This is a genomic window from Vreelandella salicampi (genome assembly GCF_013415105.1).
In the GTDB taxonomy this organism is placed as follows: Bacteria; Pseudomonadota; Gammaproteobacteria; order Pseudomonadales; family Halomonadaceae; genus Vreelandella; species Vreelandella salicampi.
The window spans coordinates 132,235-144,899 of the sequence record NZ_JACCDF010000004.1 but is presented as its reverse complement, the minus strand read 5'-3'; the positions used below and the strand labels follow the sequence as shown (position 1 = coordinate 144,899).

Annotated in this window: 13 protein-coding genes; 12 read left to right on the top strand and 1 reads right to left on the bottom strand. The window is 57.5% G+C overall.

The window, feature by feature from the left end; all coding sequences use genetic code 11:
* Positions 1-22: 22 nt before the first annotated feature.
* On the bottom strand, positions 23-1,081 hold the full coding sequence (locus tag HZS81_RS06875) for a phytoene/squalene synthase family protein (RefSeq protein WP_179929817.1): 1,059 nt from the start codon (positions 1,079-1,081) through the stop codon (positions 23-25).
* Positions 1,082-1,351: 270 nt separating this feature from the next.
* Between HZS81_RS06875 and HZS81_RS06870 the strand changes: the two genes are divergently transcribed.
* The 12 genes from HZS81_RS06870 (at position 1,352) to HZS81_RS06815 (ending at position 12,637) form a co-directional block, all read left to right on the top strand.
* Positions 1,352-2,020 carry a glutathione S-transferase gene (locus HZS81_RS06870; RefSeq protein ID WP_179929816.1) on the top strand — a complete coding sequence of 223 codons (669 nt, stop codon included), beginning with the start codon at positions 1,352-1,354 and terminating at the stop codon, positions 2,018-2,020.
* A gap of 316 nt (positions 2,021-2,336) precedes the next feature.
* Entirely contained in the window at positions 2,337-2,603 is a 267-nt protein-coding gene (gene rpsT / locus HZS81_RS06865; RefSeq protein WP_179929815.1) for a 30S ribosomal protein S20, read from the top strand.
* A 68-nt stretch (positions 2,604-2,671) separates the two neighbouring features.
* On the top strand, positions 2,672-4,246 hold the full coding sequence (gene murJ, locus HZS81_RS06860) for a murein biosynthesis integral membrane protein MurJ (RefSeq protein WP_179929814.1): 1,575 nt from the start codon (positions 2,672-2,674) through the stop codon (positions 4,244-4,246).
* A gap of 214 nt (positions 4,247-4,460) precedes the next feature.
* Positions 4,461-5,510 (top strand): bifunctional riboflavin kinase/FAD synthetase, encoded by a 1,050-nt coding sequence (gene ribF, locus HZS81_RS06855; protein ID WP_179929813.1) that lies wholly within the window; start codon positions 4,461-4,463, stop codon positions 5,508-5,510.
* Positions 5,511-5,517: 7 nt separating this feature from the next.
* A complete protein-coding gene (gene ileS / locus HZS81_RS06850) occupies positions 5,518-8,349 on the top strand; it encodes an isoleucine--tRNA ligase (protein ID WP_179929812.1) in 2,832 nt (943 codons plus the stop codon).
* Between the two features lie 67 nt (positions 8,350-8,416).
* Positions 8,417-8,911 carry a signal peptidase II gene (gene lspA, locus HZS81_RS06845; RefSeq protein WP_179929885.1) on the top strand — a complete coding sequence of 165 codons (495 nt, stop codon included), beginning with the start codon at positions 8,417-8,419 and terminating at the stop codon, positions 8,909-8,911.
* 23 nt (positions 8,912-8,934) lie between these two features.
* A complete protein-coding gene (fkpB, locus tag HZS81_RS06840) occupies positions 8,935-9,381 on the top strand; it encodes an FKBP-type peptidyl-prolyl cis-trans isomerase (protein ID WP_179929811.1) in 447 nt (148 codons plus the stop codon).
* 64 nt (positions 9,382-9,445) lie between these two features.
* Entirely contained in the window at positions 9,446-10,465 is a 1,020-nt protein-coding gene (gene ispH / locus HZS81_RS06835) for a 4-hydroxy-3-methylbut-2-enyl diphosphate reductase (RefSeq protein WP_179929810.1), read from the top strand.
* 64 nt (positions 10,466-10,529) lie between these two features.
* Positions 10,530-10,952 carry a type IV pilin protein gene (locus tag HZS81_RS06830; protein ID WP_338401823.1) on the top strand — a complete coding sequence of 141 codons (423 nt, stop codon included), beginning with the start codon at positions 10,530-10,532 and terminating at the stop codon, positions 10,950-10,952.
* A 115-nt stretch (positions 10,953-11,067) separates the two neighbouring features.
* Positions 11,068-11,544 (top strand): GspH/FimT family pseudopilin, encoded by a 477-nt coding sequence (locus HZS81_RS06825; protein WP_179929809.1) that lies wholly within the window; start codon positions 11,068-11,070, stop codon positions 11,542-11,544.
* On the top strand, positions 11,544-12,002 hold the full coding sequence (pilV, locus tag HZS81_RS06820) for a type IV pilus modification protein PilV (RefSeq protein WP_241697402.1): 459 nt from the start codon (positions 11,544-11,546) through the stop codon (positions 12,000-12,002). The genes HZS81_RS06825 and pilV overlap by 1 nt, the downstream gene beginning before the upstream one ends.
* Positions 12,003-12,004: 2 nt before the next feature.
* On the top strand, positions 12,005-12,637 hold the full coding sequence (locus HZS81_RS06815) for a PilW family protein (protein WP_179929808.1): 633 nt from the start codon (positions 12,005-12,007) through the stop codon (positions 12,635-12,637).
* The last annotated feature ends 28 nt before the right edge of the window (positions 12,638-12,665 follow it).

Below are 12,665 nucleotides of genomic sequence, written 5' to 3'. Positions count from 1 at the left end.
GAGAATAAGGTGGTTGGTGTCGTTATATATTCCCGTCATGCCCCGCCAGCAGGGGGCCGATCTCCTGTTCCTGAACGCAGGGTAGCCGATAACGGCTTAGCCGAAAAACACCGCGCAGCCGTGTATCGTTGCCTACCGAGAGGTTATTCGTGGCGACGATTAAGCCCAGGCGCCGCCGCGAGATTTTGACTTCCCCGCTGGCTGTGTAGCCCGGGTTATCGGCAATCTTGCGCAGCGTTGCGAGCGCCATGCCAATCGACCAGCTGCAGAATCGTCGAATGCCGACCTCAGAGGCCGGAATGCGCAGGGTGTAGTCTTGTGCCAAGCGCAGATGATGATGAGCGACGGCCACCAAAAAGCGAATACCGTCGCGATAGCCGGGGTGGTCCTGCCAGTTTTGTGTTTGTGTCAGGTCAATGCCACGCGCCTCGAAGACGTCACGTGGGAGCCAGCAGATGCCGCGCTGGCGATCATCCCAAACGTCCTTCAAAATGTTGGTCATCTGTAGCCCCTGGCCGAAGGCCAACGACAGGCGCCGAAATTCCTCCCGCTGTTCGTGGATACGCGGATGGATGCCGGCGAACAGGCGGGTCAACATTTCGCCAACGCAGCCGGCCGCTACGTAACAGTAGTCGCGCAGGCAGCCACTGTCTTCCAGGCCATACGGGTCCTTCAGGCGTTCGAAATCGGCCATGCCCTGGCACATAGTGGTGACGCAGTGTTGCAATGCCGCTTGTTGATCGACCGGCAGTTCGCCGAAGGCGCGCAGCACGCCGGGTGTCTGGTCGATAAGGTCTCGTTCCAGCGGATCTTGTATCAGCCCGGTATCGAGCAGCGCTTCAGAGAACTTTCGCGCAGCGCTGACGTCATTCAGCCCTGCCAGCAGGCGCTGGTAATGGGCGTCCTTGTCGTCGGGCGCCATGGCGGTGCTATCTTCCACCGTGTCGGCAATACGGCACAGGAGATAGGCATTGGTGATCGCCGGGCGCAGGGCCATCGGCAACTGCGGAATGGTCAGGGCAAACGTGCGCGAGACACCGGGCAGCAGCCGGTCCTGTAGGGCGAGTGAGGAAGGCCTCATAGCAGCATCATCTCCGATGTCGGAAGCAGGTGAGTGTCCCGCTCAAGCCAGGTCATGTTGAATGCCTCCGATCTCTCGGGATTGACGTGAAAAGGGTTATGGGCGATAAACAAGGCCACGAAATTGAAAGCGTACCGGCCTGGTCACCGACCTGCAACGGCTCCGTTCACGTAAAATTAGGCAGTGATGCCACCACCTTCGACGCCGGTGGGTTGGTACTTAGCGAAGCGCTCGATACCAGCGGGGTGATCGCTGCCCTCGAGTATCTTTATGATTCGCGTTCACTATCTGGAAAAGTCCCGCTCGCACCGCATTCTCTGGCTGCTGGAAACGCTGGGACTTGAGTATGAAATCATCACCTATCCGCGTGATAGTAAGACGCAGCTCGCCCCTGACTCACTCAAGCGTGTACACCCGCTGGGCAAGTCCCCGGTGATCACGGATGGCGACATCACCGTGGCGGAATCCGGCGCGATTATCGATTACCTGCTGAGTTGCTACGGAGAGGGGCGTTGTCAGCCAAGCGCTGACGATACCGCAGAATGGGCCAATTACCGCTACTGGATGCACTACGCCGAAGGGTCGCTAATGCCGCTACTCACTATGCGCTTGGTGTTCTCTCAGTTACCGAAACATTCGCCGTGGTTGGTTAAACCGATTTCCAAGGGCATTAGAGACGCGGTGAATAAGCGTTTAATTGCGCCGCAGTTAACCGAGCACCTGACCATGATAGAAAACCATTTGAGCACGCGCCAGCAGTTCTCTAGCGCTTGGCCAAGCGGTGCCGATGTGCAAATGAGCTTCCCCCTAAAAGCGCTCTCGATGTCACGGTCACTCAAGGATTACCCCGCTACGGCGGCCTTTGTTGCGCGTATTGACGCCGATTTAGGTTGGCAGCGGGTAGTCGAGCGTGTCGGCCCGCTGACGCTGCCTGGGTAGGCGTTTTTTGGGCCGGTCGGTGCCCGAAGCAGCGCCATGGTAGGCCGACGCATCAAGCGGTTAAGCGCTGGTCAGGCGAGGGGCTGCGTGATAGACTACGCCATCCTCTCAGACAAGACCCGTGAACGGGCAGCCTGATATGTTGCCGGTTGCACATTTTGGTCAGGCAAAAAAGCCTGCCAAATCAAAGTAGTGTTAATCGAACACTGGCTTTGAAAACGTTACGGAAACGTCGCGCTGAGGTCACGACCCAGGCGGCGATAATCAGTTAATCCGTTGCCCAATAGGCAACCTTTTTTCTCCAAGGAGATACCCTGTGGCGAACAGCAAGCAAGCTCGCAAGCGCGCCCGCCAGGCCGAGAACCGTCGCGTCCTGAAATCCGGTCAACGCAGCATGGTCCGCACCTACATCAAGCGTGTCGTCAAAGCCATCAGCACCGGCGACCACGCGAAAGCGATGGAAGAGTTTAAGGCGGCGCAGCCGGTCATCGACCGCATTGCAGATAAAGACGTGCTTTCTAAAAAGAAAGCCGCGCGTCTGAAAAGCCGCTTGAACAAGCGCATTAAGGCACTGGCGGCGTAAGCCGGCAGGCGCCCTAAAAAACCGGCTGCGGCCGGTTTTTTTGTGCCTATCTCTGTCTACCTGTGCCTATGAGCGAAGAAACGCAAGTCGAAAAAGTCACCCCCGCGCGCCGTGGCCTCATGGGCTCGGGGTTGATCGTGAGCGCCATGACCATGATCTCGCGGGTGTTGGGCTTGGCGCGCGACGTAGTGATCGCCGCGCTATTGGGCGCGGGTAACGGCGCGGATGCGTTTTTTGTCGCCTTCAAAATCCCCAATTTTCTGCGCCGCCTGTTCGCTGAGGGAGCGTTTAACCAGGCGTTTGTGCCGGTGCTCTCGGAGTATTCGACAAGCCGCACTCGCCAGGAAATTCGTGAACTGCTAAACGCCACAGCGGGCAGTTTGACTGCGGTGCTGGCGCTGATTACGGCGCTGGCCATGCTCGGCGCGCCGTGGTTGGTGTGGGTGTTCGCCCCAGGGTTTGGCCGCGACCCGGAAAAGCTCGCCCTCACCGCCGATATGCTGCAATTGACGTTTCCGTACCTGCTGCTCATTTCGCTGACCGCGTTTTCCGGCAGTGTGCTTAATACCTGGGACCGTTTTGCCGTGCCCGCGTTTACCCCGGTGCTGTTGAACCTGTCGCTGATCGGCGCGGCCCTTTTACTCATGCCGCTGTTTGACGAGCCTGCCATGGCGCTGGCCTGGGGCGTGCTGATTGCCGGCGTCGCGCAGCTGGCGTTTCAAGTGCCGTTTTTGCTGCGCTTAGGGCTTTTGCCCACGCCGTGGCCGCACTTTGCCCACGAAGGCGTAAAACGGATTCTCAAGCTCATGGCGCCGGCGCTGTTTGGCGTGTCGGTGTCGCAGATTAATCTGCTGCTCGATACCGTGCTGGCATCGCTACTCGCGGCGGGCAGTGTTTCTTGGCTCTACTACTCTGACCGTTTGGTAGAGCTGCCGCTGGGTGTGTTTGGCGTGGCCATTGGCACGGTGATTTTGCCGGCGCTCTCCAAGCGTCACGCCGAGCAGTCGAATGCTCACTTTGCCGCCATGCTCGATTGGGCCATCCGGGTGGTGCTGTTATTGGGGCTGCCTGCGGCGCTGGCGCTTGCGGTATTGGCAGAGCCGCTTCTCATCACGCTGTTTCATTACGGCGCGATGACCGATCACGATATTCAGATGGCCGCCATGAGCCTGCGTGCTTATGCCTTTGGGCTTTTGGCCTTTATGCTGATCAAAGTGTTGGCGCCAGGCTTTTTTGCTCGCCAAGATACCGCCACCCCGGTGAAGGTGGGCATTGTCGCCATGGTTGCCAATATGGTCTTCAACCTGCTGCTGATTTGGCCGCTGGCCCACGCGGGGTTAGCCTTGGCCACGGCGCTCTCGGCGTTTATGAACGCGGGGCTGTTGGGGTATTTGCTGCGTAAGCAGGGCGTGTTGGTATTCCAACCCGGCTGGGGGCGTTTTGCCTGGCAGCTGATTGGCGGCAGTGTGGTAATGAGTGTGGGGCTCTACGTGCTCGCGCCGGACTGGCAGGCGTGGCTGGAGTTTGACCTGTGGCAGCGGGTGAGCTGGGTGGCAGCGCTAGTGGTGCTGGGCGCAGGGGTGTACTTCGCTTGGCTCGCCGCGTTTGGCTTGCGGTTGCGCCATCTGAAAATGCACAGCTAAAACCGGTCAGGCATACATTGCCGCCGGTGGGTTGGGTATAATGGCCAATTTATCTCTTGCTCATTCTGCGAAGGGTAAATAACGCGGTAGGAGCGCAATTGATTGCGCGAATTAGACTGGGATCGCCCGATGAATCGGGCGCCTGCTCGCTGAAGAAGTTAACGCTTGTAGGTCGCCAATTATTGGGCGAACGTTTTTTAACGGCTGAGGTGCCATGCGCGTCATTCGAGGACTGCACAACTTAACGCCAGCGGATCGCGGCTGCGTGGCCACCATTGGTAATTTCGATGGGGTTCACCGCGGCCATCAGGCGATTCTGCAGCAGTGCCGCGAGCACGCCGCGCGCCTGCAAGCACCGTTAACGGTGGTGGTATTCGAGCCGCAGCCGCGCGAGTTCTTCGCTGGCGAGCAAGCGCCGCCGCGCCTAACCCGCCTGCGCGAAAAAGTACGCCTATTGATGGATCACGGCGCAGAGCGCGTCCTGTGTCTGCCGTTTAACGATGCCTTGCGAAGCCTGACCGGGCGCGAATTTATCGATCAAGTCTTGATTGAAGGCTTGGGCGTGAAGCACCTGGTTGTGGGCGATGACTTCCGTTTCGGCTGCGACCGCCGCGGCGATTTCACCTTGCTGGAAGCCGTGGGCCGCGAGCAGGGCTTTGGCGTTGAGCACACGCGCACCTTTACCGTGGATGATGAGCGCGTCTCCAGTAGCCGTGTGCGTACCTTGCTCGCTAGCGGTAATTTTTACGCTGCCGCAACGCTATTGGGGCGCGCCTACTCGCTCAGTGGGCGAGTGGTTCGCGACCAGCAGCTCGGGCGCACCATCGGGGTGCCCACCGCTAACCTGCCGCTGTTGCCCCAGCCGCTAACGCTGCGCGGCGTGTTTGCCGTGGTCGCGGAGCTGGAAGACGGCGCGCGCTACCCTGGCGTTGCCAACGTGGGCTTTCGCCCTACGGTCGGCTCAGAACGCCCCACCCTCGAAGTGCACCTGTTTGACTTTGACGGCGACCTTTATGGTAAGCGCTGCACCGTTTACCCCTGCGCGCGGTTGCGCGGAGAGGTAAAGTTTGATGACTTTGACGCGCTGAAAGCGCAGATTGAGCGCGACCAAGCCAACGCGCGCCGCTACCTAGCTGACTATCACGGCGCTGACGACACGCTGCCGCTGGCCTCAGCGCCGCGCCCGTTTTCCGATAACGCACACGCTAACCCTTTTTCTGACTCCACCTCGGCGGGCAACTCCGCCGATGCTAACGACGGCTGACCGGACTATGGATTATAAGCACACGCTAAATTTGCCTGAAACCGACTTCCCCATGCGCGGCATGTTGCCCAAGCGGGAGCCCGGCCGAGTGTCGCAGTGGCAAGATATGAACCTATATGAGCGCCTGCGCGAAACTCGCGCGGGTAAGCCGCTGTTTGTGCTCCACGACGGCCCTCCTTACGCCAACGGCAGCATTCATATCGGTCACGCCGTCAATAAGATTTTGAAAGACATCATCGTTAAGTCGAAAAACTTGGCGGGATACGATGCCCCTTACGTGCCCGGCTGGGACTGTCACGGTTTGCCCATCGAGCATAAGGTGGAAACCACTCACGGTAAGCACCTGGAACCTGAGAAAGCCCGCGGCCTGTGCCGTGAGTATGCTGCCGCGCAGATCGAAACCCAGCTCACCGACTTTGTGCGCCTGGGCGTGGTCGGCGATTGGGACAACCCCTACCGCTCGATGGATTACGCCAACGAGGCGGGCGAGATGCGTGCGCTGGCCGATATGGTCGATGCGGGCTACGTGTTCAAAGGTTTGAAGCCGGTTAACTGGTGCTTTGACTGCGGCTCAGCATTGGCCGAAGCCGAAGTCGAGTACGCCGATAAAACCTCAGACGCCATCGATGTCGCCTTCCCGGTAGAAGATGCCGATAAGCTGGCAACCGCGTTTGGTCTCTCTGAGCTGCCCAAGCCCACCGCCATCGTCATCTGGACCACCACGCCATGGACCATTCCGGCTAACCAGGCACTCAACGTTCATCCGGAATTCACCTACGCGCTGGTGGATATCGGTGACCGGCTCTTGGTGCTGGCCGAGGAGCTGGTGGAAAGCTGCCTTGAGCGCTTTGCACTGCAAGGCGAGGTGATTGCTACCGCGAAAGGCGAGGCACTGGATCAGATTAACTTCCGTCACCCGTTTTATGACCGTCTTTCGCCGGTCTATCTAGCCGATTACGTCGAGTCGGAAGTGGGCAGTACCGGTATTGTCCACTCGGCGCCTTCTTACGGTGTGGATGACTTCAACACTTGCCGCGACCATGGTATGAGCTTTGACGACATGCTCAACCCGGTACAAGGTAACGGCGTTTACGCTGACGATTTGCCCTTCTTTGGCGGGCAGATGATCTGGAAGGCCAACCCGCAAATCGTCGAGAAGCTGCGTGAAGTCGGCGCGCTGATGAACCATAAGCGCTACGAGCACAGCTACATGCACTGCTGGCGCCACAAAACGCCGGTGATCTACCGCGCCACCGCGCAATGGTTTGTGGGCATGGACGTGGCCGGTAAAGACGGTAAAACGCTGCGCGAGCGGGCGCTTGAGGGCATCGAAGCGACACAGTTTACCCCGGCCTGGGGGCAGGCGCGCCTGCACTCGATGATCGCTAACCGCCCCGATTGGTGCATCTCACGCCAGCGTAACTGGGGCGTTCCGATTCCGTTTTTCCTGCATAAAACGACCGGCGAGCTGCATCCGCGCACGATCGAGCTGATGGAAGAAGCCGCTAAGCGCGTGGAGCAGGGTGGCATTGATGCCTGGTTCCGCCTCGACCCCGCCGAGCTTTTAGGCGCGGAAGCGGCGGATTACGACAAAGTCACCGACACGCTGGACGTGTGGTTTGACTCCGGTACCACGCACCGCCACGTACTGCGCGGTTCGCACCCGCACGGCCACGAAAGCGGCCCGCGAGCAGATTTGTACCTGGAAGGCTCCGACCAGCACCGCGGCTGGTTCCACTCATCGCTGTTGACCGGCTGTGCCATCGACGGCCACCCGCCGTACCGCCAGCTGCTCACCCACGGCTTCACCGTCGATGCCCAAGGCCGCAAGATGTCCAAATCCATGGGCAACGTGGTCGCGCCGCAAGAGGTGATGGATAAGCTCGGCGCCGATATTCTGCGCCTGTGGGTCGCTTCCACCGACTACTCCGGCGAGATGGCGGTGTCGGATGAAATCTTAAAACGTACCGCTGATGTGTATCGCCGTATTCGCAACACGGCGCGCTTTTTGCTCTCCAACCTCAACGGCTTCGACCCGGTCACCGACCAGGTGGCGTTTGGCGATATGCTGGCGCTGGATCAGTGGGTGGTGGATCGCGCCGCGCAGTTGCAAGGCCGCATTGACACCGCGTATGAAGAGTACCGCTTCCTCGACGTTTACCAGCAGGTGCACGGCTTTTGCGCCCGCGAGCTAGGCGGCTTCTATCTGGATGTGATCAAAGACCGCCAGTACACCACGCAAACCGATTCGCTCGCACGGCGCAGCGCGCAAACCGCGCTCTACCACGTGGTCGAAGCACTTAGCCGCTGGGTCGCACCGATTCTCTCCTTCACCGCAGAAGAGATTTTTGAGCATATCCCAGGCAAACGCGGCGATAGCGTGCTGCTGGAGGAGTATTACTCAGGCCTTGGCACGCTCGATGACGGCGCCGAGATGGGCCGTGCCTTCTGGGAACAGGTGCTGGAAGTGAAGAATGCGGTCAACAAACGCCTGGAAGATGCGCGTAACGCCAAAGTCATCAAAGGCAGCCTCGCCGCTGAAGTAACGCTTTACGTTGACGACACGCTTCACACGACGCTGACCAAGCTTGGCGATGAACTGCGCTTTGTGATGCTCACCAGCGAAGTCACGCTCAAACCGCTAAGCAACGCCCAAGACGCCGACGCCACCGAGCTTGAAGGCCTGAAGGTCGCCGTCGCGGCGAGCGAAAACACCAAGTGCGAGCGCTGCTGGCACCACCGCGAAGACGTCGGCAGCCACGCCGAACACCCGGACCTATGCGGTCGCTGTATCACTAACCTGCCGGACGGCCCCGGCGAGACGCGCCGGTATGCGTGAAAAAGCGTCGCGTAAAAAAGAGGCTCAATCGGTGACCGGCCAGGCAGGCAATATCAAAAGGCCGCCCATGCAGCGGCCATTGCGCTGGCTATGGTTGGCGCTGGCGGTCATCGTGCTGGATTTGGTGACTAAATACGCCGCCAGCGCGTGGCTTGGCTACGCGCAACCGGTGGAAGTGCTGCCGTTTTTCAACTTGACACTTCTGCACAACACCGGCGCGGCGTTTAGCTTTCTCGCCAGCCACCCCGGCTGGCAGCGCTGGTTTTTCGCTTTAGTGGCCATCGGGGCGAGTATCGGTTTGACCGTGTGGCTTTCGCGCCTGAAAGCGGATGAAAAGTTGCTTGCGGTGGCGCTGCCGCTGATCATCGGCGGGGCGCTGGGCAACCTGTATGATCGCCTAGTGCACGGCTACGTGGTGGATTTTCTCTCCTTCCACGTCACTGGCTGGTACTACCCTGCGTTCAACGTCGCCGATATCGGCATTACCCTAGGCGCTGCTGGATTGATCTGGGAATCGTTCTTCGGCGAACGCCGGCGCAGGAAGCAATCGCCAGCAGGCTAATTTTTAAACGACGGGTACAAGCAATGAGCGAATACCAGATTAACGAAGGCATGGAAATCACCCTGCACTTCACGCTGAAATTAGAAGACGGCACCGTGGTGGATTCCACCAAAGAGAAAGCGCCGGCGACGTTTCAGTTTGGCGATGGTAACTTGCCGCCGGGATTTGAAAACCCGATCAAGGGCATGACCGCCGGCCAGAGTGACAGTTTTGCCATCACGCCGGAGCACGCCTTTGGTCAGCATAACCCGCAAAATATTCAGACGTTGAAGCGCGACGACTTCGGCGAAGAAACGCCGGAACTCGGCATGGTGCTTTCGTTTGCCGATAAAGCGGGAACGGAATTGCCCGGCGTGGTCAAAAGTATTGATGGTGATCGGGTCGAGGTGGACTTTAACCACCCGCTGGCAGGGCGTACCCTAACCTTTGAGGTCGACGTTCTCGACGTTAAGCCGGCGCTGACCCATTAAACGCGCCATTAAGTGTAACGGTACTCTCCATTTTTTAGCGATGCAGTGGCATCAAGGCGTGAGCATGGCTTCCGAAACAGCTACTGAAACAGCTTCCAAAACGCTCCCGGAAACGACAAACGAAACCCCGGTGCAGATCAAGCTGGCCAACCCGCGCGGCTTTTGCGCCGGGGTCGACCGGGCGATCGATATCGTCAATCGCGCACTGGATGTGTTCGGTCCGCCGATTTACGTGCGCCATGAGGTCGTCCACAACCGCTTTGTGGTCGACACACTGCGCGAGCGCGGTGCGGTGTTCGTCGAAGAGCTGGATGAAGTGCCGGATGACGTCATCGTGATTTTTTCCGCCCATGGCGTTTCGCGCGCGGTGCAGGATGATGCCGAGCGGCGCGGGCTGAAAGTTTTTGATGCCACCTGCCCGCTAGTTACCAAAGTTCACATGGAGGTGCTGCGCTACGCCAAACGCGGCCAAGAGTGCATTCTGATTGGCCACGAAGGGCACCCCGAAGTAGAAGGCACCATGGGGCGCTACGACACCTCCCACGGTGGCCGCATCTATCTGGTCGAAGATGAGCACGACGCGGCCAATCTGGATGTCAAAGATCCCACGCAGTTGGCGTTCGTGACCCAGACCACGCTCTCTATGAACGACACCGCCAAGGTAATTGAGGCGCTACAGGAAAAATTCCCCGAGATCAGTGGCCCGCGCACGGATGATATCTGCTACGCCACCCAAAACCGCCAAGACGCGGTGCGCGAGCTAGCCGCCGAGAGCGATTTGGTGCTGGTGGTGGGCAGCCCCAATAGCTCCAACTCCAATCGCCTGCGTGAGCTTTCCGAGAGCATGGGTACGCCGGCGTATTTGATCGACAATGCCGAGCAAATCGATGAAAGCTGGCTAGATAACGTGCAGCGCATCGGCGTCACCGCTGGGGCCAGCGCGCCCGAAGTGCTAGTGAAAGGCGTGATCGAGCGGCTGAAGTCACTCGGTGCCGCCACACCGGAAGAGCTAGAAGGCCGCGAAGAAACCATCACTTTCTCCATGCCCCGTGAGCTGCGTCAACAGGTAATCGCCAGCAGCTGATGCAAAGTGTATCGGCTTGCGACATACTGAAAACGTATGAGCAGCCGATAACAGGAGCACCGCTGTGCCCTCACTCTTTCGTTTACCCGGCGGCCTACCGCGCCGCCAGCATGGTTTCACCCTGATCGAGCTGATGATCGTAGTCGTGATCATCGGCATCATCGCCTCCATCGCCTACCCCAGCTACACGCGCTATGTGGAGCGAAGCCAGCGCGCCGAAGCCACAACCGTGCTTATGGAAGCTGCAAGCATCTTAGAGCGTTGTTATACCAATAATTACAGCTATAAAGATTGCACGAAGGCAAATAGCTATCTTGGCAATCAATCAAATGATTTATATGCATTTGCTGGTCAAAAAGCTGGCATTGATGCCGATGCGGGTAGTTATACGGTCAGTGCAACAGCCCCAGCAGGCCGCGTGAAAGATGGCTGTAAAACGATTGCTTTGCACAGCGATGGTCAACGAACCCCTAGTGAGTGTTGGTAAGCTCTGCAGGAGCGCAATTTATTGCGCGAACGTGGGGGAATTCGCCCGATAAATCGGGCTCCTACCCGAAACCTGCCGCAAGGCAAATGTGGCGGTATATCAACGACGGAGTACCATGAAACAACGCGGCTTCACGTTAATTGAGTTACTCGTTACATTGGCTATCGCGGCGATTTTCGCCACGATAGCGGTGCCGTCGTTTTCGAACTTCCTTGCCCGTCAGCAGCTTGCCAGTGATGCCAATGAAGTGTTGTCAGGTTTGAATTACGCAAGGAGTCAGGCGATTACACAGCGCATCAACGTTAGTTTTGCAATTGAGCAACAAGGTAGTGAATCTTGGCAATTTAATGTGGAGCCAGAAGACAAAAATAATACGGTGGTGAGAGAAAGAGAGGGCGCAGGCAGTGATGCCATTACCCTCAATAGTGGTGTGACCGTTATCTTTGAGAGACTTGGGAAAACCACGAACTGTGGCAGTAGTGACTGTGAAATTCGGTTGGACCATCCGAGGTTAGAAGACTGCCGAATCATTCGCATTAATTCTTTGGGGCGAGTACGTAGCCTTCCAAGTGATGAAAGGAATTGCAGTTGATGGGTCAGTCAATGTTGCGACAACGAGGATTTTCACTGATTGAAGCGCTCATCGCGCTGCTGGTGCTGTCGCTCGGCCTCGTAGGTGTCGCCGCCATGCAGCTTAAAGCACTACAAAGCGCAACTGCTGGATATCAGCGGTCGGTTGTCACTCTCGCCGCCGTGGATGCACAGGAGAGGTTTTGGGCAGCGCTAGCTACACAGAACTGTTCCAACATTAAACCTCAGGCGGCATTGCCGTCTGAGGATGAAAGCATTGAGAAACAGTGGAAGGACTGGTGGAGGGCTGACAATGCCTCGAACCCACTACGAAATGTGGATTGGGACGCCAGTGGTATAGTTAGTCCACCTGATAGCTGCGATTTCACCATCACTATTGATCTAGGTGATGGTCCTGGTGATATAGATAATGATGTATTCACTTATACCTTCCGCCTTCCTAATATATCTGGTTCTTAGTTATGTTCTATCAACGACAAATAGGATTTACCCTTGTTGAGTTAATGGTCGCTATGGCGGTTGGTTCCATTATTATTCTCGGTGCCGGCTATTTGTTTTTAACGACCTTTCAGACGTTTCAGAAAGTCGAAGAGATCAGTCGCAAACAGGAAAAAATAGTATTTTTTGCAAGCTCTATTGTTGATGGAGTTCGTAGTGGTGATGGCGGAAGTGGTTATAGCATTGAATGCACATGGGCTGATGATGAGCAGGCATGTAAATGTGATATTGATGATGTGGAAGAAAGTCAGCCTATTCTGAGCTTTGAAAAGGATGTGGTAGAAGGTCAGTGTGCTAGTGGGCCAGTAGATCCAAGTGAGTCGTCAAATAATTACGATTACCTTTACGAAGTCAATCTTCCAATTGAAACTGAAGGTGAGCCAATTAAATTTCATGTTGCGAATCGTGATGAAGTGCTAGCAGAATACTTTGGCGGCGATGGCGGCGATGGCGGCGATGGCGGCGATGGCGGCGATGGCGGCGATGGCGGCGATGGCGGCGATGGCGGCGATGGCGGCGATGGCGGCGATGGCGGCGATGGCGGCTGCAGTGGTCCGCCTTGGGGAGCTGGGGGTAAGCCTAATGAGTGCAAATAATCTCGTATCAAAAAAAATGGGTGATTTA